Source organism: Bradyrhizobium sp. CCBAU 45389 (assembly GCF_028128625.1).
GTDB lineage: Bacteria > Pseudomonadota > Alphaproteobacteria > Rhizobiales > Xanthobacteraceae > Bradyrhizobium > Bradyrhizobium liaoningense_B.
In genome coordinates this window covers 478173-498884 of the sequence record NZ_LBIY01000097.1, presented here as the reverse complement: position 1 = coordinate 498884, position 20712 = coordinate 478173, and the positions used below count along the sequence as shown (strand labels likewise).

22 protein-coding genes and 1 pseudogene are annotated in these 20712 nt (G+C 64.8%); 10 read left to right on the top strand and 13 right to left on the bottom strand.

Translation table 11 applies throughout. From position 1 onward, the window contains the following. Nucleotides 1-217: 217 nt before the first annotated feature. Complete coding sequence (locus tag XH79_RS35310) at nucleotides 218-3709, bottom strand: indolepyruvate ferredoxin oxidoreductase family protein (protein WP_271584663.1); 3492 nt, start codon at nucleotides 3707-3709, stop codon at nucleotides 218-220. Nucleotides 3710-4001: 292 nt separating this feature from the next. On the opposite strand from XH79_RS35310, the gene XH79_RS35305 reads away from it, so the two are divergent. Then, nucleotides 4002-5240 carry a cytochrome c gene (locus XH79_RS35305; RefSeq protein ID WP_271584662.1) on the top strand — a complete coding sequence of 413 codons (1239 nt, stop codon included), beginning with the start codon at nucleotides 4002-4004 and terminating at the stop codon, nucleotides 5238-5240. Between the two features lie 16 nt (nucleotides 5241-5256). Here the strand turns inward: XH79_RS35305 and XH79_RS35300 are convergent, their stop codons facing one another. Next, the gene (locus XH79_RS35300) at nucleotides 5257-5901 is read right to left on the bottom strand and encodes a trimeric intracellular cation channel family protein (protein ID WP_271584661.1); all 645 of its coding nucleotides are present in this window, start codon (nucleotides 5899-5901) and stop codon (nucleotides 5257-5259) included. A gap of 165 nt (nucleotides 5902-6066) precedes the next feature. On the opposite strand from XH79_RS35300, the gene XH79_RS35295 reads away from it, so the two are divergent. Then, entirely contained in the window at nucleotides 6067-6459 is a 393-nt protein-coding gene (locus XH79_RS35295; RefSeq protein WP_271584660.1) for a hypothetical protein, read from the top strand. Nucleotides 6460-6645: 186 nt separating this feature from the next. On the opposite strand, the gene XH79_RS35290 is transcribed toward XH79_RS35295, so the two are convergent. The 3 genes from XH79_RS35290 to XH79_RS35280 all read right to left on the bottom strand — a co-directional run bounded on the left by XH79_RS35290 (nucleotide 6646) and on the right by XH79_RS35280 (nucleotide 8262). Continuing rightward, entirely contained in the window at nucleotides 6646-7455 is an 810-nt protein-coding gene (locus XH79_RS35290; RefSeq protein ID WP_212345864.1) for an isocitrate lyase/PEP mutase family protein, read from the bottom strand. Nucleotides 7456-7506: 51 nt separating this feature from the next. After that, nucleotides 7507-7857, bottom strand: a complete 351-nt coding sequence (locus XH79_RS35285) for an antibiotic biosynthesis monooxygenase family protein (RefSeq protein ID WP_271584659.1) — start codon at nucleotides 7855-7857, stop codon at nucleotides 7507-7509. A 96-nt stretch (nucleotides 7858-7953) separates the two neighbouring features. After that, entirely contained in the window at nucleotides 7954-8262 is a 309-nt protein-coding gene (locus tag XH79_RS35280) for an NIPSNAP family protein (protein WP_271584658.1), read from the bottom strand. A 148-nt stretch (nucleotides 8263-8410) separates the two neighbouring features. Here XH79_RS35280 and XH79_RS35275 point away from each other — a divergent pair, with 148 nt between their 5' ends. From XH79_RS35275 to XH79_RS35265, 3 genes are all read left to right on the top strand, one after another. Then, nucleotides 8411-9109 carry a winged helix-turn-helix domain-containing protein gene (locus XH79_RS35275; protein WP_271584657.1) on the top strand — a complete coding sequence of 233 codons (699 nt, stop codon included), beginning with the start codon at nucleotides 8411-8413 and terminating at the stop codon, nucleotides 9107-9109. Nucleotides 9110-9303: 194 nt separating this feature from the next. Next, nucleotides 9304-10314, top strand: coding sequence for an alpha/beta fold hydrolase (locus XH79_RS35270; protein ID WP_271584656.1), 1011 nt, complete (start codon nucleotides 9304-9306; stop codon nucleotides 10312-10314). Nucleotides 10315-10505: 191 nt separating this feature from the next. Then, on the top strand, nucleotides 10506-10757 hold the full coding sequence (locus XH79_RS35265) for a GCG_CRPN prefix-to-repeats domain-containing protein (protein ID WP_212345873.1): 252 nt from the start codon (nucleotides 10506-10508) through the stop codon (nucleotides 10755-10757). Nucleotides 10758-10920: 163 nt separating this feature from the next. On the opposite strand, the gene XH79_RS35260 is transcribed toward XH79_RS35265, so the two are convergent. Together XH79_RS35260 and XH79_RS35255 are read right to left on the bottom strand one after the other, a co-directional pair. Continuing rightward, nucleotides 10921-11202, bottom strand: a complete 282-nt coding sequence (locus XH79_RS35260; RefSeq protein WP_212345875.1) for a twin-arginine translocation signal domain-containing protein — start codon at nucleotides 11200-11202, stop codon at nucleotides 10921-10923. 190 nt (nucleotides 11203-11392) lie between these two features. After that, nucleotides 11393-11707, bottom strand: coding sequence for a hypothetical protein (locus XH79_RS35255; protein ID WP_271584655.1), 315 nt, complete (start codon nucleotides 11705-11707; stop codon nucleotides 11393-11395). A 106-nt stretch (nucleotides 11708-11813) separates the two neighbouring features. On the opposite strand from XH79_RS35255, the gene XH79_RS35250 reads away from it, so the two are divergent. Next, a complete protein-coding gene (locus XH79_RS35250; protein WP_271584654.1) occupies nucleotides 11814-13772 on the top strand; it encodes an alpha/beta hydrolase domain-containing protein in 1959 nt (652 codons plus the stop codon). A 107-nt stretch (nucleotides 13773-13879) separates the two neighbouring features. On the opposite strand, the gene XH79_RS35245 is transcribed toward XH79_RS35250, so the two are convergent. The 3 genes and pseudogenes from XH79_RS35245 to XH79_RS35235 all read right to left on the bottom strand — a co-directional run bounded on the left by XH79_RS35245 (nucleotide 13880) and on the right by XH79_RS35235 (nucleotide 15725). Then, complete coding sequence (locus XH79_RS35245; RefSeq protein WP_271584653.1) at nucleotides 13880-14644, bottom strand: protein-L-isoaspartate(D-aspartate) O-methyltransferase; 765 nt, start codon at nucleotides 14642-14644, stop codon at nucleotides 13880-13882. Between the two features lie 85 nt (nucleotides 14645-14729). Further along, a complete protein-coding gene (locus XH79_RS35240; protein ID WP_271584652.1) occupies nucleotides 14730-15215 on the bottom strand; it encodes an adenosine-specific kinase in 486 nt (161 codons plus the stop codon). A 167-nt stretch (nucleotides 15216-15382) separates the two neighbouring features. Further along, nucleotides 15383-15725, bottom strand: a pseudogene (locus XH79_RS35235) (hypothetical protein). A 276-nt stretch (nucleotides 15726-16001) separates the two neighbouring features. Here XH79_RS35235 and XH79_RS35230 point away from each other — a divergent pair. After that, on the top strand, nucleotides 16002-16655 hold the full coding sequence (locus tag XH79_RS35230; protein WP_271584651.1) for a glutathione S-transferase family protein: 654 nt from the start codon (nucleotides 16002-16004) through the stop codon (nucleotides 16653-16655). Between the two features lie 76 nt (nucleotides 16656-16731). Continuing rightward, nucleotides 16732-16884 carry a hypothetical protein gene (locus XH79_RS35225; protein ID WP_271584650.1) on the top strand — a complete coding sequence of 51 codons (153 nt, stop codon included), beginning with the start codon at nucleotides 16732-16734 and terminating at the stop codon, nucleotides 16882-16884. 21 nt (nucleotides 16885-16905) lie between these two features. On the opposite strand, the gene XH79_RS35220 is transcribed toward XH79_RS35225, so the two are convergent. From XH79_RS35220 to XH79_RS35210, 3 genes are all read right to left on the bottom strand, one after another. Further along, nucleotides 16906-17253, bottom strand: coding sequence for a hypothetical protein (locus tag XH79_RS35220; protein ID WP_212345883.1), 348 nt, complete (start codon nucleotides 17251-17253; stop codon nucleotides 16906-16908). Nucleotides 17254-17342: 89 nt separating this feature from the next. Continuing rightward, nucleotides 17343-17768, bottom strand: coding sequence for a hypothetical protein (locus XH79_RS35215; protein ID WP_271584649.1), 426 nt, complete (start codon nucleotides 17766-17768; stop codon nucleotides 17343-17345). Between the two features lie 125 nt (nucleotides 17769-17893). Next, nucleotides 17894-19426, bottom strand: coding sequence for an acyl-CoA carboxylase subunit beta (locus XH79_RS35210; protein WP_018647278.1), 1533 nt, complete (start codon nucleotides 19424-19426; stop codon nucleotides 17894-17896). Nucleotides 19427-19565: 139 nt separating this feature from the next. On the opposite strand from XH79_RS35210, the gene XH79_RS35205 reads away from it, so the two are divergent. Next, a complete protein-coding gene (locus tag XH79_RS35205; protein WP_212345889.1) occupies nucleotides 19566-19970 on the top strand; it encodes a DUF4260 domain-containing protein in 405 nt (134 codons plus the stop codon). 143 nt (nucleotides 19971-20113) lie between these two features. After that, entirely contained in the window at nucleotides 20114-20710 is a 597-nt protein-coding gene (locus tag XH79_RS35200; RefSeq protein ID WP_271584648.1) for a hypothetical protein, read from the top strand. The last annotated feature ends 2 nt before the right edge of the window (nucleotides 20711-20712 follow it).

The window sequence follows — 20712 nt, the reverse complement described above, 5'->3', positions numbered from 1 at the left end:
TTCGGTAAAGTGGAATGTTTTTGCGCCGGCGGATTGACCCATGGCGTGGGTGTTTTGCCCGACGGGCAGCACAAGGGATGGTGTCGCAGTGTCGTAGGGTGGGTTAGCCGAAGGCGTAACCCACCGCTTTGTTCTCAGCGGAGGCAGAAGCGGTGGGTTACGCCTCGCGAACCGCGCTTCGCGCATTCGCAAGGCTAACCCACCCTACGGGACTGCCCTACTCCGCCGCAATCTGCCTCGGCGCGGACGGCGGGTTTGCCAGATCCGCGGCGAGCTGAGCGTAGCGGGCCTTGGCGTCCTGAACCGCCTTCTCCTTCACCGGGCCGTAGCCGCGGATGCGGTCGGGCAGCGAGAGCAATTCCACGGCGGCGTCGATCGTGACCGGCGACAACAGGCCGAGCACGGTGGCGACGTCCTTCTCGTAGCCGGCGATCAGGTCGCGCTCGAGCTTGCGGTCGGCGCTGCGGCCGAAGATGTCGAGCGGGGTGCCGCGCAGGAACTTGAATTTCGCCAGCACGCGGAAGGTCTTCAGCATCCACGGACCGAAGGCGCGCTTCTTCGGGCGCCCCAGGGCGTCGACACCGCTCGCCAAAATCGGCGGAGCCAGATTGAAGCTGAACTTGAAGTCGCCCTCGAACTGGTCGCGCAGCTGCTGCTCGAAGGCGCCGTCGGTGAAAAGGCGCGCGACTTCGTACTCATCCTTGTAGGCCAGGAGCTTGGCGTAGTTCACGGCGACCGCGCGCGGCAGCGCATCGCCATAGCCGCCCTGCCCGGCGGCGTCGCGGACCTGATCGACCAGCTTGCGATAACGCTTGGCGAGACGGGTGTTCTGGTAGGCGGTCAGATGCTTGGCGCGGTGCTCGATGACCTCGTCGAGCGTCATGGCATCCAGCGTCTTCGGCGCAACCACTTCGTCCGTTCCCTTCAGCATGTCGGCAAGGCGCTTGGGGTCCGCGACCGCGAGGCGGCCGAGGCGGAAGGCTTCCTTGTTCATCTTGATCGAGACGCCGTTGACCTCGATGGCCTGCTCGATCGCCTCAGCCGACAGCGGGAACAGCCCCTTCTGATAGGCATAGCCCATCATCATCATGTTGGTGGCGATGCTGTCGCCGAGCAGCTGTTCGGCCGGCCTGGTGAAGTCGAAGAAGGCCGAGTCCTTGTGCAGCGCCGTCTCCAGCACCGCATTGAGCTTGCGGGTCTGGAAGTTGAAGTCGCGGTTGAGGATGAAGTCGGCGGTGGGAATGACGTGGCTGTTGATGACGCCGCGGGTGCGGTTGGAGTCGCAGAGCGAGATGGTGTCCTTGGCGACCGCGACCACTTCGTCGGCGGCGAGCACGAGGTCGGCCGTGCCGGTGACGATGCGCGAGCAGGTCACCTCGGCCGGATGATCGGACAGGCGGACATGGCTGAGCACCGCCCCGCCCTTTTGCGCCAGGCCCGACATGTCGAGGATCATCGAGGCCTTGCCCTCGATATGCGCGGCCATGCCGAGCAGCGCGCCGATGGTGAGCACGCCGGTGCCGCCGACGCCACCGACCGCGATGTTGTAGGGCTTGTCGAGCGTCGGGCGCGACGCGGGCTCCGGCAGCGCGCCGATGTCGCCGAGATCGGCCGGCGCGCGATGGCGCGGCTTGCCGCCGTCGACGGTGACGAAGGACGGGCAAAAACCCTTCAAGCAGGAATAGTCCTTGTTGCAGGACGACTGGTTGATGGCGCGCTTGCGGCCGAACTCGGTCTCCAGCGGCTCGACCGAGATGCAGTTCGACTGCACCGAGCAGTCGCCACAGCCTTCGCAGACGGCCGGGTTGATCATGACGCGGCGCGCCGGATCTTCCATCAGCCCGCGCTTGCGGCGGCGGCGCTTCTCGGCGGCGCAGGTCTGCACGAAGACGATCGCCGACGTGCCCTTGTACTCGCGGCACATCTTCATGACGTTTTGCAATTCGTCGCGGTGATATTTCTTCACGCCGGGCGCGATGGTGTCGGCCGGATAGGCGTCCGGATTTTCCGAGACGAGATAGATCTCGCTGATGCCCTCGGCGTGAAGCTGAGCCATGATCTTCTGCGGCGAGAGATCGCCGTCATGGCGCTGGCCACCGGTCATCGCGACCGCGTCGTTGTAGAGGATCTTGTAGGTGATGTTGGCCTTGGAGGCGATCGACTGGCGGATGGCGAGACTGCCGGAATGGAAATAAGTGCCGTCGCCGAGGTTCGCGAAGATGTGGTTTTCGTTGGTGAAAGGCGCGATGCCGACCCACGGCACGCCCTCACCGCCCATATGCGTGAAGGTCTCGGTCGAGCGGTCCATCCACAGCGCCATGAAATGGCAGCCGATGCCGGCGAGCGCGCGGCTGCCCTCGGGCACTTTGGTGGATGTGTTGTGGGGACAGCCGGAGCAGAAATAAGGGGTGCGGGAGACAGGCGCGACCGCCTGCATCTGGGTGGCCTGGCGACCGTTGAACCAGTCGGCCTTGACGCGGAGCATCTCCGCGATCTCGGGGTTGAGATTAAGTCGGAGAAGTCGCTCGGTCAGCGAGGTCGCAAGCGAGGCGACGCTGAGCTCGGCGGCGAAGGTCAGGAAGCGCTTGTCGTGCTCGTCCATCTTGCCGACGATGCGCGGCCGCACGTCGTCGCGCCAGTTGAACAGCACCTGCTTGACCTGGTTCTCGACGATCTCGCGGCGCTCCTCGACGATGAAGATCTCCTCGAGGCCGACGGCGAATTGATGCACGCCTTCCGGCTCCAGCGGCCAGGGCATGCCGATCTTGTAGAGGCGCAAGCCGATCTTGGCCGCGACCTCCTCGGTGATCCCGAGCTCGCGCAGCGCCTGCCGCACGTCCTCATAGCTCTTGCCTGAGGCCATGATGCCGAAGCGCGCGTTCGGCGAATCCATCGTGACGCGGTTGACCTTGTTGGCGCGCGCAAAGGCGATCGCGGCAAAGCCCTTGTAGTCCTGCAGGCGGCGGTCCTGCTCGAAGCGGTCGTCGGGCCAGCGCAGATTGAGGCCGCCGGGCGGCAGCTCGAAATCGGCGGGGATGATGAAGGGCTTCATCTCATCGGTGAGGTCGATCTCGGCGGTGGTCTCCACCGTCTCCGTGATCACCTTCATGCCGACCCAGCAGCCGGAATAGCGCGACATCGCGATGCCGAGCAGGCCCATCTCGATCATCTCGTGGATGCTCGAGGGATAGAGATACGGCATCAAGGCCGACATGAAGGCGTGGTCGGACTGATGCGGGACGGTCGAGGATTTGGCGCCGTGGTCGTCGCCGGCAAGACACAGCACACCGCCGTTCTTGGCCGAGCCGGCGGCATTGCCGTGGCGGAACACGTCGCCGCAGCGGTCGACGCCGGGGCCCTTGCCGTACCAGATGCCGACGACACCATCGTATTTGGCACCCGGCGAAAGATTGAGCTGCTGCGAGCCCCAGACCGCGGTTGCCGCCAGGTCCTCGTTCACGCCGGGCTGGAACTTGATGTTGTACTGCTCGAGATGTTTTCGCGCGGCGAACAGCTGCTGGTCGTAGCCGCCGAGCGGCGAGCCGCGATAGCCGGAGATGAAGCCCGCGGTGTTGAGGCCGTTGGCGCGATCGCGCCGGATCTGGGCCATCGGCAGGCGGACCAGGGCCTGGATGCCCGTGGTGAAGACGTGTCCGGTGTCCTGGGTGTATTTTTGATCGAGACTGATCGGACCCTGGTTGATTCCCATGCTGTCCTCTTTCCGCGCCCTGTTCAGGTCTTTGTCAGTTGCATCGCTTAAGCCGTTGCCTGCCCATTGTTTTTAGCTAGGGCGCGCCGACCACCTGCGCCACTCTATGTCGGATATTTAACGCGGCGCATCAGAAATCTGGACCAAAGGGAGCGCCGGGTAAAAATCGCAATTTCGTGGCTGCAAAGGCATCGGGCATTTTCAATTTGTGTCACCATACCCCCGCCGTCGCGAAATGAATGGATGCTTCCTTCGCACGGGTGCGGTCGATTGGTCGCAGGAGAGGCTTTCGATGCGGACGATTCTGACTGGCTTGGCTCTTGCGGGTTTGGCGTTGTGCAGTGCGGTTGCAGGTACGGTTACAAGCGCGGCCCATGCCGCCGAACCGTCGCCCGAGCTGATCTCCTATGGCAAGGCGTTGGTCGAGGCCGGAGGCTGCGCGGGCTGCCACACCGCCGATCCGGCGAGGCCGTTCGCGGGCGGAAAGCGCATCGATACGCCCTTCGGCGTGATCTACGCGCCGAACCTGACGCCGGACCGCGACACCGGAATCGGCGCCTGGGCGGAGGCCGATTTCACCCGGGCCCTGCGCTACGGCATCGCGCCTGATGGATCGAACTACTATCCGGCCTTCCCCTACCCTTACTTCACGCGGATGACGAAGGACGACACGCTGGCGATCCGCGCCTATCTCGGCTCGCTCGCACCCGTGGTGAGCCGCAACAAGCCGCCGGAGCTGCGCTGGCCGTTCGGCTATCGCGGCCTGATGCGGATCTGGAATGCCATGTACTTCAAACCTGGCCTGTTCGAGCCGGACCAGAACCAGAGTGCGGCGTGGAACAGAGGCGGCTATCTCGTCACCGGGCTCGGCCATTGCGGCGCCTGCCACACGCCGAAGAACTATTTTGGCGCCGACAAGCAGGCACAGGCACTCTCGGGCAACGAGGTCGGCGGCTGGTATGCGCCAAGGCTCGATGGTGCCGGGCGCACCGGGCTGAAATCCTGGAGCGAGGCGGACATTGCCGAGTATCTGCAAAGCGGACGCAACGCGAAGAGTCATGCCGGCGGTCCGATGGCCGAGGTGGTCGTCAACTCCACTGCGAAGATGAGCGATGCCGATGTTCGTAGCATTGCGCTGTATCTGAAGAGCCTGGCGCCGGCGCGGCGCGAGACGATCGTGACGCCGCCCGACGATGCCGAGATGAAGGCCGGCCAGGCGGTCTATGCAAAGCTCTGCATCGCCTGCCATGAGGCCGACGGCACAGGAGCGCCGCGGATCTATCCGCCGCTGCCGGGCAACGCGCTGCTGCAATCGGTCAATCCGGCCTCGACCTTGCGCATCATCCTCGACGGCGCCTACACCGTGACGACGCCGCGCGCGCCGAACACCGGCGAGATGCCGGGCTATGCCAAGCAATTGTCCGATGCGGAGATCGCCGCGGTGACGAATTACATCCGCAATTCCTGGGGCAATGCGGGCCCGCTGGTGACGCCGTCGCAGGTGGCGAAGGCGCGGAAGGAGGAACCGTAGCTCCTTCTCGTCACCTCTACCTCTCCTCCTCACCCGTGAACACGAATTTCGGCATCTCCCATTTGTAGTGCACCGCGAGCAGGCGGAAGCTGATGCCGAGGACGAAGGTGAGAATGGTCCAGAGCTCCGCGTTGAGCTGCAAGCCGAACGCGGTCGCGTAGAACAGGCCCGTTACCACCGAGACGCTGGCGTAGAGCTCGGAGCGGAACAGCAGTGGCACGTCGTTGCAGAGCACGTCGCGGAGCACGCCGCCGGCGCAGCCCGTCACCATGCCGGAGACGATCACAATGGGCAGCGTCGCATCCATCTGCCAGGCAACGTCGCAGCCGGTCATGGTGAAGACGACGAGGCCGATGGCGTCGAGCACGATGAAGGCGACCTTCAGCCGGTGCACGAGACGCGCGATCAGGATGGTGACGAAGGCGGCGCCGCCCGCGAGCGCGAGATAGACGGGGTTCTGCACCCAGGCCAGCGGATAGTGGCCGAGAAAAAGATCGCGCAGCGTGCCGCCGCCGAGCGCGGTGATGCAGCCGAGGAAGCAGACCCCCAGCCAGTCCATGCTGCGGCGTCCGGCAGCCAGCGCAGCCGTCATGCCCTGTGCGGCCACCGCGACCAGCGACAGGAAATGCAGCACGGTATCGGTTGGTGGCAGGCTCCACATTGCCGTGTTCCCTCATCCCCGATGGAACTTAAAGCCCGGGGCTCCCGGCGGAACAGGTTCCCGATTCCCGAGGCTGGGGCAACATGAGACGAAAGCATCAGAGCAGGCGGAACGGAATCTCGCAGCTGAGGGTTGTCCCGTCGTCATAACCGAGGAGACCAATCGATGGCTGACGACCGTTTTCCCAACGATCCGTATCGCCCGAACCTCGCCGACGATGAGTATCTTCGCGCGGCACGCCGGGATGCCGACCTGCAGGCCGACCCCGAGCTTGGCGAAGGCCCCGCCTCCAGCGGCAAGATCGCGCTGTTTGCCGTGGCCGTCGCCCTTGTGCTCGGCGCCGTGTTCTACGGCCTGAACAACACGAGCACGACGAACCAGGCCGGCAACGCGCCGACCTCGCAGACCGCTCAGCAGACGCAGCCGGCCAATCCGGCCGCGCCTCCCGGCATGCGTGACGTGACGCCGCGCAACAACACCGAGCCGGGCACGACCACGGGTGCTGCGCCGACCAAGCCGGCCCCGGATGCGCAGAAACCGTCTGACGGCGCGAAGTAACAGTCACAAGGTAGTGTCATCGCCCGGCTTGACCGAGCGATCCAGTACTCCGAGGCGGGAGTGATTGATTGATGGGCCGCGGCGTACTGGATGCCCGGCCTGCGCGGGGCATGACACCGAGAGGATGAGAAAGCGGCGGACTCAAAGGGTTCCGCCGCTTTTTCGCTTTCCGGGATGGTCGTTCGCCTAGCTGAACATCTTGTTGAGCTCGCCGCCGGGGTAGCCGCTGCCAAGCTCCGTGAACGTTCCCTTCTCCGCCATCTCCTTCGCGGCGCGCATGAAGCCGCCCCAGGCGGCGCGGGCGAGCGATCCGCCCACGCTGATGCGGCGCACGCCGAGATCTTCGGCTTCCTTTAGCGACAGGCCGGACGCGCCAATCAGAAGATTGAACGGCTTCGGTGCGACAGCCTTCACCACCGCGGCGATGTCTCCGCGGCTCTTCAGGCCCGGCGCGTAGAGGCAATCGGCACCTGCATCCGCGTAGGCCGTGAGCCGGTCGATCACGAGCTTGAGATCGGTCACGCCCCAGAGATAGGCTTCGCAGCGGCCGACCAGCAGCGTGCCGCTGTCGCCGATCGCCTTGCGCGAGGCCTTGATGCGCTCGACCGCCAGCGCGTGGTCGTAGAGCGGCTTGTCCTTGTCGCCGGTGGAATCCTCGATCGACAGGCCGGCGACGCCGGTGCGCACACAGCGCTCGACATTGTCGGCGACCTTGTCCGGCTCGACGGCAAAGCCGCCCTCGAAATCGGCGTTGACGGGAATGTCGACGGCCGAGCTCAATGCTGCCAGATGCTGACAGACATCTTCGACGGAGACGTGGTTGTCGGCCTTGCCGATGGTCCAGGCAAAGCCCGCGCTCGATGACGCGATCGCCTTGAAACCGAGATGCTGCAAGGCTTTCGCGCTGCCGACGTCGACCGGATTGGGCAGGATGAAGCAGCCGCTCTCGTGCATCTCCTTGAACGTCGCGCGCTTGTCGGCGGTCGTCACATGCATGTTTCTCTCCCTTGTTGGCCGCGCAGACATAGGCACGCATCATCGCGCGCGCTAGTGCGCATCATGCACCGCGCGGCTGTCCTTCGGCGCCTCGTCGCGATCGTTCATGCCGTAGTCGCGTACGACGCTGGCGATGCGCAGGTGATAATCGGCAAAGATCTGCGCCCTGCCCCTGGCCTGGGTGCGGCGGTGCTCCATGGTGTTGCGCCAGGCCTGCACGGCCGCCTCATCCCGCCAGAACGACACAGAGAGGATCTTGCCCTTCTCGGTCAGGCTCTCGAAGCGCTCGACCGAGATGAAGCCGTCGATGGTTTGCAGGAGCGGCTTCAGATCGGCTGCGAGGTCGAAATAGGTCTGGCGGTGTTCCGGCTTGGGCCAGACCTCGAAGATCACGGCGATCATGGGCGTCTCCTCTTATGTGAGCACGATCGCTTTCGGAAAACCGCGTTGCACTTTGCGCTAACGCGGCCCTTCGGGTCCGGATCATGCTGGCGTGGCCTACAATACCACCTTGCGCAGGAAGGTGCGCTCTTCCGCGAGGATGAATTTGTGTTCCTCGGCGAAGTGGAAGTTCGCCATGCCCTCCGCATCCTGGCGCAGCCGGGCGCGATAGGCCTCATAGGCGCCAAGGCTCTCGAAGGTGATCAGCGCAAACGCGATGTTGTTGGTGCCCTCATGCGGCATGAAATAGCCGATCAGGTCGCCGCCGCATTTCGGAATGATGGTGAGCCAGCGCGTCGAATATTCCTCGAACTGCGCGCGCTTGAACGGATCGAGCTGGTAGCGGATGAAGACAGTGACGGACATGACGGGCTCCTGATTTTTCGTTGCGCGAAGCGCGAGCGACACCGTCGCCGCTGAAGCAACTGGATTGCTTCGCTTCGCTCGCAATGACGTGTTTGCAGCGACACGCTACGCGCTTGCCCGACCGCAATGCTTCGTCTACCATCGAAGCATGAAATCAGGTCCCGACATCGCCATGGTCGCCTCGCTGGTCGGCGACCCCGCCCGCGCCAACATGCTCACGGCGCTGATGAACGGCCGCGCACTGACCGCGAGCGAGCTGGCGCAGGAAGCCGGCATCACACCGCAGACGGCGAGCTCGCATCTGGCCAAGCTCGAGGCCGGCGGACTGGTGGAGCCGGAGAAGCAGGGCCGCCATCGCTACTACCGCCTCACCGACGACGACGTCGCCGGCGTGCTCGAAGGGCTCGCGGGCCTTGCCGCACGCACCGGCCACATGCGCGTGCGCACCGGGCCGAAGGATCCGGCGCTGCGGCGCGCGCGGATCTGCTACGACCATCTCGCCGGCGACCTCGGCGTGCAGATGCTCGACGCCTTGCGCGAGCGGCACCTGGTCAGGCAGAAGAAGCAGGAGATCGAGCTGACCGCCGAGGGCGAGCGCTTTCTCGCCAAGCACCTGCAGATCTCGCCCGACATGCTCAGCCACCCGCGCCGCCCGGTCTGCAAGGCCTGCCTCGACTGGAGCGAGCGGCGCCATCATCTCGCCGGCACGTTAGGGGCCGCCATGATGCAGCGCTTTGCCGAGCTGAAATGGGCCGCGCGCGATCCCACGCCCGGCAGCCGCGTCGTGAACTTCACCCGCGCCGGCGAGAAGCAGTTTGCGGCGCTGTTCGGCAATGGGAAGGACTGATCACACGAGAAGCGTGGGATCGCACGTTTGCGTGTGATTGGATGATCTCGTCATGGCCGGGCTTGACCCGGCCATCGATCGCTTTAAGCGCAGTGTCATTCCGGGATGGTCCGAAGGACCAGACCCGGAATCTCGAGATTCCGGGTTCGCGCTACGCGCGCCCCGGAATGACGGCTCCAAACACGAGATCCCAAATGAACCGCCTCCTCCCGGCCGCGCTCGCCGCCGCCCTCCTTGCTTCCCCGTTCACCTCTGTCCACGCCGCCGAGACCACGCCGCGCGAACCTTACGGCATTGCGCTCGAGGGCTTTGCCTATCCCTATCCCGTTCACCTGCTCCCCGTGGTCAATGACGGCGAGCAGCTCAGCATGGCCTATATGGACGTCGCTCCCCAGCAGCCGAACGGCCGCACCGTGGTGCTGCTGCACGGGCGCAATTTTCCGGCAAGCTATTGGGCGCCCGTGATCAAGATGCTGAGCGAAGCGGGCTATCGCGTCGTGGTGCCGGATCAGGTCGGCTTCGGCAAATCCTCCAAGCCGGTGGGCGAGCTGCATTTCGACAATCTGGCGCGCAACACCATCGCGCTGCTCGACCATCTCAAGATCGACAAGGCCGAGATCGTGGCGCATTCGCTCGGCGGCATGCTGGGCGTGCGCATCGCCCGCGCCTATCCCGATCGCGTTGCCCATCTGGTGCTGACCGCCCCGATCGGCCTCGAAGACTACCGCTTCTACGTGCCGCCGACGCCGACCGAGAGGATGATCGAGACCGAGGACAAGCTCACCGCGGACGGCTATCGCAAGCAGCTGCAGACCAACTACGCGATCAAGCTGCCGGGCGAGGCGATCACGCCCTTCGTCGATGCCCGCTTCAACATCAAGGGCAGCCCCGACTATCCGCGCTGGCTGCGCGCCTTCGTCTCTTCCGGCCAGATGATCTATCGCGAGCCGGTCGCGCACGAGATCCCGTTGATTGCGCTGCCGACGCTGTTCATCATGGGCGCCGACGACCACAACGCGCCGGGCCGGCCGCTCGCGCCCGAGGCGCTGCGCGCAAAAATGGGGCAGAACGCCGAACTCGCAAAGCAGCTCGCCGCGAAGATGCCGAACGCGCGGGCCGAGGTGATTCCCGACACCGGGCATCTCGTCTTCCTGGAGGCGCCGGAGAAGTATCGCGAGCTGGTGCTGGGCTTTCTCGGCCGCTAGCGACAGCTGCGTGTCGCTTGAGGCAGGATGCGGGGAACGTTCATGCCGCATTCAGGTCATGATTGGCAGGTTTGGATCGCGACGTGTCGGCATGTTGCAAGTTTAACGTGTCGAATCGTGTCTTTTGATTCATTGTGCGCCGCAAGCGCCCTGCCCCAACAATCTGCCCCAAGGACGAGAAGGAAGATCAAATGAAATATCTCTTCGCCGCCGCCATGCTCGCGAGCGCCGTCGTCGGTTTCAGCGAGGCGGCCAGCGCCATGCAGGGCTGCGGCCCCGGCTGGGCCCGCGGCCCCTATGGTGGCTGCCGCCCGATGCGCGGTGCGGTCGTTGTGCGCCCCGCCCCCGTCGTGGTCGCCCCTGCGCCGGTCGTCGTCGTGCCGCGTGCCCGCGTGTGCCCCTACGGCTTCCGCTGGTGGGGTGGCCGCTGCCGCCCGATCTGATCTCGTCTTTTCGTACTGCGAGGTGGCCGCGCGGGATCAGCCCGCGCGGCCATTTTCTTTTGAAGGCCTCCAAACAGCCGTCGGCGGAGTTTTTGCAACAGCCACGAATCAAAACGGGGACCGCGATCGCGATCCCCGTCGAAAGCCTGGCCTCGCGCGAAGCTTACCAGTGATGGCGACGCCAGTGCCGGCGGCGCCAGCCCCAGTGACGGCGGCGCCAGCCCCAATGATGGCCACGGCCGTGCCAATGAACCTGTTCAGGCTTCAGCTGCGCAGCTTCCTCGCTGGTGGTGACAGCGGGATGAGCGTCGGGATTGCCTTCCGGCATGCGGTTCGGACCGCCGACCGGCTGCGGTGACAGCGGCGCGGCCTGGGCGGTCGCCGCGAAGGCGGCGGCGCCCGCCGTCACACCCAATGCAAGTTTCAGAAAGTTCCGGCGCTCCATGACATTTCCTCTAAGCTATCGAGCAAGTGATGCAGAGGAAGTGTCGCGGTCACGACATGAACCCAAGCTGAATCCCGCATTCAGATTCGTTGCGAAGTGGAGAGTTCGTAGCCCGCATGAGCGGCAGCGACATGCGGGAACGCTTGTCCCGGATATCGCTGCGCTCATCCGGGCTACGGGGCCGCTTCAGCTATTTCGCAAACTCCTGCGCCAGCACCAGCGTCTCGCGCGAACGCTTCACGTCGGGCCAGTCGCGGTTGAAATCGGCGACGAGCCTTTTCAGCGCATCGCCCTTCAGCATGGCAGCGAGCTCGGCCTCGTCATCGAACTGATACATCGCCTGGTGCAGCGAGGGATCGTCGAGGCTCCAGAACCGCCAGGCTTTGCTCACGCCGAACGCCTTCACCGCATCGGGCACGTGCTCGGTCTCGTACCATCTGTCGAAGGCGGCGCGCTTGTCGGCATCGGTGACGATGGCGCGGACGACGAAGAAGGCTGCTGGCATCGGATTTCCTCCTGTTGTTTGACCCCAGGATAGCTGGTTATAGTCGCCGCAACAAAAAGCCCGCGGGACGGAACTTGCCGTCGTGCCATACAAGGGAAGGACAGCCATGCGCAGGATCATCTCGGCTCTCATCGCGATCACCTGCCTGTGGCCCGCGGCCTCGCCCGCCGAAATCGTCCGCTTCGACATTCTGGAACGCGTGCCCGCCTTCGCCGGACGCAGCTTTGGCGCTGTCGGCACCTATGAGCGCATCACCGCGCGCGCGACTTTCGCACTCAACCCGTCCGACGACCGCAACGCTGTCATCACCGACCTCGCGCTCGCACCGCGTGGCGCCGACGGCAAGGTTGAGGCCACCGCCGACGTCGTGATCCTCAGGCCCAGCGATGCCAGCCACGGCAACGGCACGCTGCTGCTGGAAGTCCCTAATCGCGGCCGCAAGCTGGCGCCGCAGCTGTTCGACGAGTCCGCCCAGCCCGGCGCCAACATTGCAGACAAGGCCGAGGACGCCGGCGTCGGCTTCCTGCACCGCCAGGGCTTTACGATGGTCTGGGTGGGCTGGCAGGGCGACATCCCTTCGAAGCCGGGACAGCTCGCGATGAGCGCGCCGGTGATCAAAAACGTCACCGGCCCCGCACGCGAGGAGGTGATTTTCGACAACACGACCAATCCCGCGCGCGCGACCCTGACCTGGCCCGCAGCCGACGCCGCCAACCTCAACGTCACCGTGCGCGCGGCCTGGGCCGACGCGCGGCAAACGCCATCAGGCCTTGCGGCAAAGCTCGTCGATCCCGTGACCGTAGAGATCTCCCGCCCCGAGGGTTTTGACGCCGGCGCGCTCTATGAGATCACCTACACCGCGCGCGATCCGGTGCCGCTCGGCATGGGCTTTGCCGCCGTGCGCGATGTCGTCAGCTTCCTCCGCCATGACGAGACGCAAGCGAACCCGCTGCTCAATGGTCTGCACCCATCGGTCAGCCGCGCCATCGGCTTTGGCGTCTCGCAGTCCGGCCGCTTCCTCCGCGACTTCCTCTATCTCGGCTTCAACGAGGATCTCCAGGGCCGCACCGTGTTCGACGGATTGATGCCGCATGTCGCGGGCACGCGGCGGATGGCGACCAATGTCCGCTTCGGCCAGCCCGGCCGCAACCCGCGCCATCCGCAGGATCCGGCGTGGCAGGCCGATCTGTTCCCGTTCACCTACGCGACGTTGAGTGATCCCTATTCCGGCAAGACCGACGGCCTGCTCCGCCGCTGCTCGCTCTCGGCCACCTGCCCCAAGGTCATGCAGACCGACAGCGAGCACGAATGGTGGGCCTCGCACGCCTCGCTGCTGGTCACCGATCTCGCCGGCAATCATCTCGATCTGCCCGACAACGTCCGCGCCTATATGATCACGGGCACGCCGCATTTCGCCGAAGCCGCGGAGGTCATGCGCAAGGGCTTGCCGGCGATGTCGCTGCCGCAGAACCCGATGCATGCGGGCATGCCGATGCGCGCACTCCTCACCGATCTCAACGCCTGGATCAGCGACGGCATCAAGCCGCCGGCGAGCCGCGTCCCCATGCGTGCCCACGGCACGCTGATGCCGGCGCAAGGCGCCGTGCCAACCGACATCCCCGGCCTGCCCTTTGCCGGCATCCACACGCTCGCCGCCTTCTCCGACCAGAGCGTGCTGCCGCCCAAGGAGATCGGCCGCTATCCCGTGTTCGTGCCGAAGGCGGACACTGACGGCATGGCGATTGCGGGCATCCGTCAGCTCGCATTGGCGGTGCCCCGCGCGACCTACACCGCCTGGAATCCGCGCGCGCAAGGCTTTGGGCCGACCGCGCTCTATCCGCTGCAGGGCGCCGTGGTGCCGTTCGCACCGACCGAGGCCGCACGCAAGGAGGTGCACGATCCCAGGCTGTCGATCGCGGAGCGTTATGCCGACGACGGGGCGTATGTCGCTGCGGTGAGGCGTGAGGCGGCACGGCAGGTGGCAGAGCGGACCCTGCTGCCGGAGGATGCGGAGCGCGCGGTCGAGGCCGCAAAGCAAGGGAAGCTGGCGAAGCTTGGGCAGTAAGGGAGCCACGCTGCCGTAGGGTGGGCAAAGCAGAGCGTGCCCACCACCTCTGTCCCTGGCAAAAGATCGTGGGCACGGCGCAAACGCGCCTTTGCCCACCCTACGGACTAATTTTGTGAGCGCGTGAACGGGACAAAGCGCACGAGGGCAACGGTGCGAGTCGTTGTCTTGCCGGGGGCGACTTTTTCGACGACCGTGAGCTGCTGGGTCGTATAAGCTGGTCCCACCGGCATGACGAGCCGGCCCCCCACCTTCAGCTGCTCGATCAGCGGCGGCGGTGGTTGCCCGAGCGCCGCAGTCACGACGATGGCATCAAAAGGACCGCATTCGGGCCAGCCATCGTAGCCGTCGCCGAGCCTGACGCTCACGTTGTCATATGCGAGGTCTCTTAGTGTTTTCGCGGCGGTCTCGGCCAGTTGCGGGATGATCTCGATGGTACAGACCTTTTGCGCCAGGCGCGCAAGAATGGCGGCCTGGTAGCCCGAACCTGTACCGACTTCGAGCACAACATGATCGGGCGCGACCTCGGCCAACTGGGTCATCAAGGCGACGACATAGGGCTGCGATATGGTCTGGCCGAGGCCGATCGGTATCGGTCGATCCGCGTACGCGACAGAGCAGGATCGCTCGGGGATGAACAGATGGCGCAGCGTTTGCGCCATGGCCTCAAGGACCCTCTCCGACAGGCCTTGCTGTCCCAGAACACCGGCGGCGGACCGGGCGTAGGTCCGGATGGTTTCGACCATGGCGGCGCGCTCGCGGACGCATTGTGCATCCTGTGGTGCGTCCTGTGCGGTCGCTTCCCGCGCGACGACAGCCATGGCAAGCACGAGCAGGACAACCGTGGCAAACACGAGCAGCAAGGCCTTCATGATCGTGCGCTCTCCAAGAGGTACACAATTCACGTCGACCGCTGAGCACAACGAATGGATTCGGCCGATCACCGGTATCCAGTCGCTACAGCTTGTAGCCGATCTTTCGCAGCAGGTCTTTCCGCCACGCAATGTCCTCGTCGGTTTCGACACCCACCGGGGAGGAGCCATCCACCACCCCGAGCACGCCGCGGCCCTGCTCCGTTTGCGCAACGATCACTTGTGTGGGGTTGGCCGTCGCACAGTAGATGCGGCAGACCTCCGGCGCCGCGCGCACCGCAGCCAGCACGTTGACTGGAAAGAATCCGTCGCCCAGGAAGATCAGGAATGTATGGCCGGCGCCGATGGCCGTTGCGTTGTCGCGTGCAAGCGCGATCGCGGCTTCGTCGTTCCCCGACCAGCGCACCAGCCGCTTGCCGGAGGCCTCACAAAAGGCCAGCCCGAAGCGGATGCCGGGGACAGCCCCCACCAGCGCCTCGTGGAGGTCCTCCACGGTCTTGATGAAATGCGACTGGCCGAAGATGAAGTTGGCGGCGTCAGGCTTGACGATGGGCACCACGGTGAGTTCCATGGCTGCGCTCCTTCAAGGTAGACACGCAACACATCGTAGGCCACCGGGAGGCGATTGCAAGCGACTGGTGCGGCTGATTTCGCGCCGCGGCGCTTCGACCTTTGCCCGTCGAGCTACGGCAGCCAAGTCCCCCTCGCAGAGCGGTCGTCCTTACGCGCGCGCCCGCGTCACATCAGTTTCATGGGCGCATCGCTGACCATCCGAAGGTCGATGCTGCCGATCAGTTGAGACCGAAGCGCTTCCGCAGCACCGATGGCGCTCTCGGTCTGCCGCAATGTGCTGACATTCGATCCGAGCGAGACGATTCCGCCCAGCACCAGAGCAATCGATCCGAGCGCAGCGATCTGATCCGAACAGACGGAGGATCGTAACCAACAGCAGCGCCGCCCCACCGCCGATGGCGATCTTGGACGACAGAATGTACTTGCAGCAGCGCTCGGCGATCTCGGCAAGCCGCTCGATCCGATCTTCGAAGTCAGAGATTTCGTCGGTCGGGTCGTCTTCGGTCATCTTTGAGCAAGCTCGAGGTCCCGTAGGATGGGCAGAGCGAAGCGAAACCCATCCTACGAGGTCTGACGAAGCTCGGGCAGTAAGGGAGCCACGCTGCCGTAGGGTGGGCAAAGCGGAGCGTGCCCACCACCTCGGTCCCTAGCGAAAGATCGTGGGCACGGCGCAAGCGCGCCTTTGCCTACCCTACGAACGCCGCCCGTGGAGAAAAAACGTCGCTCACTGTCGGAACGCGCGGCCCTCATCCGTCCTATGCGTAAGACAGCACGGAGACTCCACATGGCTGACCTCACCCTCACCACCTTCGACTGGGTTCCCGAAAAGCCGCGCGGTTTCGTGCGTGACCTCCGGGTGCGCTGGGCGCTTGAAGAGGCGTCCCTGCCCTATCGCGTCGCCAGCACGCCGTTCGGCGACCGCGGGCCTGAGCACCTCGCGCACCAGCCGTTCGGCCAGGTGCCGTGGCTGACCGACGGCGAGCTCTCGATCTTCGAGACCGGGGCGATCCTGCTGCATCTCGGCGAACTCAGCGCGAAGCTGATGCCATCAGATCCGCGCGGCCGCGGCGAGGCGACAAAATGGGTGTTCGCGGCGCTCAATTCGGTGGAGATGGCAAGCCTGCCATGGTCCATGTTCAAGTTCACCGGCAGCGATGACGGTTCACCGGCCGCAAAATTCGTCGACGGCTTCCTGAAGATCCGCCTCAAGCATCTCGAGCCGGTGCTGGCCGGCCATGAATGGCTGGCGGGCTCCTTCTCCGTCGCCGACATCCTGATGGCGGACGTGCTGCGCCCCGTCGATCGTTTCGACGGGCTCGCGGACCATCCGGCCTGCCGCGCCTATCTCGCGCGCGCCACCGCCCGCCCCGCTTTCATCAAGGCCCGCGCGGACCAGATGGCGCATTTCGCAGCGGCGGATAAGGCGCGCGGGACGTGACGCGCCTCACACAATCAATCCAGTGCGCTGGCATACAGTCGCCACCGCCGGAACCAAGCAATTCGAAAGTCGACACATGACCCGCATCGAATATCTCAAGCAACAGATCGCCCGCGCCGAGCGGCTGGCCAAAGCCATCCTCGACCGGCAGGCCGCCGAGCGGCTTCAAGCCTTCGCCGCCGAATGCCGCACGGAATTGTCGGAGCTGACGCTCAAGACCGTCGCGTGAGGCCTGGTGGCGCTGGATGCGTCACACCAGCTTCAAGGGCGCATCAGCGACGACCCTGAGGTCGATGCTGCCGATCAACGCCGAACGCCGCGCCTCCGCAGCAGTGATGGCGTCGTCCGTCTGCCGCAACGTGCTGACGTTCGAACCGAGCGAGACAATCCCGCCGAGCACGAGTGCTATCGATCCGAGCGCTGCGGTTTGACCTGTTCCGAGCAGGCCGAGGATCGTCACCAACAGCAGCGCCGCCCCACCACCGATGGCGATCTTGGACGCCAGAATGAACTTGCGGCAGCGCTCGGCGATCTCGGCGAGCCGCTCGATCCGATCTTCGATGTCGGAGATTTCGTCGGTTGGATCGTCTTCGGTCATTGGCTACGAAATTGAGGCTGTCGCGGCATGAACTGAACCTACATATAGGGCGGGTCAGGCGAAGCCGTAACCCGCCGGTCGCAACGTCGCTAGACGGCTGATTGAGGTCCGCCCCTTACCTCCAACTGCTTCGCGAGAAGCCAGCCGGACAACCCGTACGAAGAGTAGAGTTCGAATCCCCGGATGCCCTTGGCGCTTAGCACTGCGTCAGCCGAAGCGAGGTCCGCGGCCCATGGCCCCGGCGCCCCGGACATCCGATAAGACTCTTTGATCTCAGTTTGACGATCGAGAAGAAGCTTCTCGACCGGAACTTCCGTCAACGAAAAGATGATGCTGCCAAACGCGTCGTCCCAAAAGTGGTAGCCTTCCACACCATCAAACACGACGATGCGGTCCAACGACGGGTCTGATGCCGGATGCGGCCTGGTATCAGGCCGTGCACGCAACGTGATGCGGCGTGCCTCGCAGTGGACCTCATAAGAAATCAGAAAATAGTCATGGAGCGACGGCAACACGACTTACACCTGATCTTTGGTTCGCACGCACGTTCCTCTCAACCGGTAGCCGCATGAGCGAAGCGACACGTGGGACCCCTGGGCAAGAACCCGGATGTCGCTGCGCTCATCCGGGCTACGTTTCCTCACAACGGCAAATTGTCGTGCTTCTTCGCCGGCATTTCCGTCTTCTTGTCCTTCAGCATCGCCAGCGCGCGGGCGATGCGCTTGCGGGTCGAGTGCGGCATGATGACGTCGTCGATGTAGCCGCGCTCCGCCGCGATGAACGGCGACAGGAAGCGGTCTTCATATTCCTTGGTGCGCGCGGCGATCTTGTCGGGGTCGCCGATGTCGGAGCGGAAGATGATCTCGACCGCGCCCTTGGCGCCCATCACCGCGATCTGGGCGGTCGGCCAGGCATAGTTCATGTCGGCGCCGATTTCCTTCGAGGCCATGACGTCGAAGGCGCCGCCATAGGCCTTGCGGGTGATGACGGTGACGAGCGGCACGGTGCACTGCGAATAGGCGAACAGCAGCTTTGCACCGTGCTTGATCAGGCCGCCATATTCCTGCGCGGTGCCCGGCAGGAAGCCCGGCACGTCGACGAAGGTGACGATCGGGATGTTGAAGGCATCGCAGAAGCGCACGAAGCGTGCGGCTTTCCGCGAGGCGTCGCTGTCGAGCACGCCCGCCAGCACCATCGGCTGGTTGGCCACGAAGCCGACGGTGCGGCCGGCGATGCGGCCAAAGCCGGTGACGATGTTCTTGGCAAAGCTCTCCGCGATCTCGAAGAAGTCGCCCTCATCCACGACCTTCAGGATCAGCTCCTTCATGTCGTAGGGCTTGTTCGGATTGTCGGGGATCAGCGTGTCGAGGGAATCGTCGAGGCGCTCGATCGAATCGAAGCTCGGCCATTCCGGCACGCCGTCGGTGTTGTTGGACGGCAGGAAGTCGATCAGGCGCCGCATCTGCAGAAGAGTCTCGACGTCGTTCTCGAAGGCGCCGTCGGCGATCGAGGAGCGCGTGGCGTGCACCGAGGCGCCGCCGAGTTCTTCCGCCGTGACGACCTCGTTGGTGACGGTCTTCACCACATCGGGGCCGGTGACGAACATGTAGCTGGTGTTCTTCACCATGAAGATGAAGTCGGTCATGGCCGGCGAATAGACGTCGCCGCCGGCGCAGGGGCCCATGATGACGGAGATCTGCGGGATCACGCCCGAGGCCAGCACGTTGCGGCGGAACACGTAGGAATAGCCGGCGAGCGCCGCGACGCCTTCCTGGATGCGGGCACCGCCGGCGTCATAGAGGCCGATGATGGGCGCCCGCGCCTTCATCGCCATGTCCTGGAGTTTTGTAATTTTCAGCGCGTGCGTTTCCGACAGCGAGCCGCCGAACACCGTGAAGTCTTTGGCAAAGACAAAAGTCTTGCGGCCGTTGACGGTGCCCCAGCCGGTAACGACGCCATCGCCGGGCACCTTGCTCTTCTCCATGCCGAACTCGGTGGAGCGGTGCTCGACGAACATGTCGAACTCCTCGAACGATCCCTTGTCGAGCAGGAGCTCGATGCGCTCGCGGGCGGTCAGCTTGCCGCGGGCGTGCTGCGCCTCGATGCGCTTCTCCCCGCCGCCGAGCTTTGCGCCGGCACGACGATCTTCAAGGGCGTCCAGGATATGTTTCATTTGCTCCCGCCAGGTCTTAAGTGATGCGGGGTTCTAACACGGCATTTTGCGGGCCGGAAAGCCGCTTTCGCCGTCGCAGGGCTGCCTTGCCGTAGCGGGAAAGCGCAAGGAATTACAAAGTTTTGTCCGGGAGGCGAGCATGACGGAAGGAACGGCCGAGACGGGGGCTGCGACAGGCGGCGTCAACATCCTGCTGCGGCTGGAGGGCCTGACCCTGTTTGTGGGCATGGTGATGCTGTACTGGGCCTGGGACGGGTCGTGGCTGGTGTTTGCCCTGCTGTTCTTCGTGCCCGATCTGAGCTTCCTGGCATACCTGTCCGACGCCAGGTTCGGCGCGATGGTCTACAACGCCGCCCACAGCTACATGGCGCCGGTGACGCTGCTGACGCTGGGCTTCGGCCTCGCCTCGCCCCTCACCCTGTCCATCGCCTTGATCTGGCTCGCCCATATCGGCATCGACCGGGCGCTCGGCTACGGCCTGAAATATTCCGCCGGGTTCGGCTTCACCCATCTGGGGCGGATCGGGCGGCAGAAGGACGCCTGACCCGGCCCGGAAAATTGGCGGCCCGGCCGGTTGACCGGGCCAGCCGATTCAGGCTTGCTTCAAGGCCTTGCGATCAGGCGCCGAATGTTGCGTGAGCCCAGTCGGTACGGCGGCTGTCATCATGGCCTGGCTCCAGCAACATCATGTCCGCGACGGTCGTCCCACTGCCGCCGAACCCATCGTCCGAAACCATCGACTTCCTGCGGCGCATGGCCAGCATGGTGTCGGGACGGAACGGCGAGATGCTGCTGCGGGCAGCCCGCCTGATCGAATCGCTGAGCCAGCGGGCGATGTCGGCCGAGCGGCTCTATCATCAGGCGCAGGAAGAGAGCTCGCGCAGCACCGAGCTGCGCGAGGCCGCCGAGCTCGCCTCCGATGCCATGGTCGGCCAGATCGAGGCGCTGCGCACCCAGCTTGCCGAGGTCACCGCGGCAGCCGCCGCGGAGCGCGCGGCATTCGATGCCGAACGCAACAAGCTGCTCGGCCTGATGCAGCACGCGGAAAGCCATATCGTCCAGCTCACCGCTGAGCTCGACAGCTTGCGCGCCTCCGTGGACAGTTTCAACGAGACCGTCGTCTCGGTGCCGATCGAGGTGCTGCGGCTGGCGCGGACGCAGTTCGATTATCTCTCCAGCGGCTTTGCCAGGCGCGGCGACGTGATCTCGCAGGCCATGAGCGAGATCGGCGGCTTCGCGATCGACCAGGCGCTGATGGCGAAGAAGACGGTCGACAAGGGCTGAGT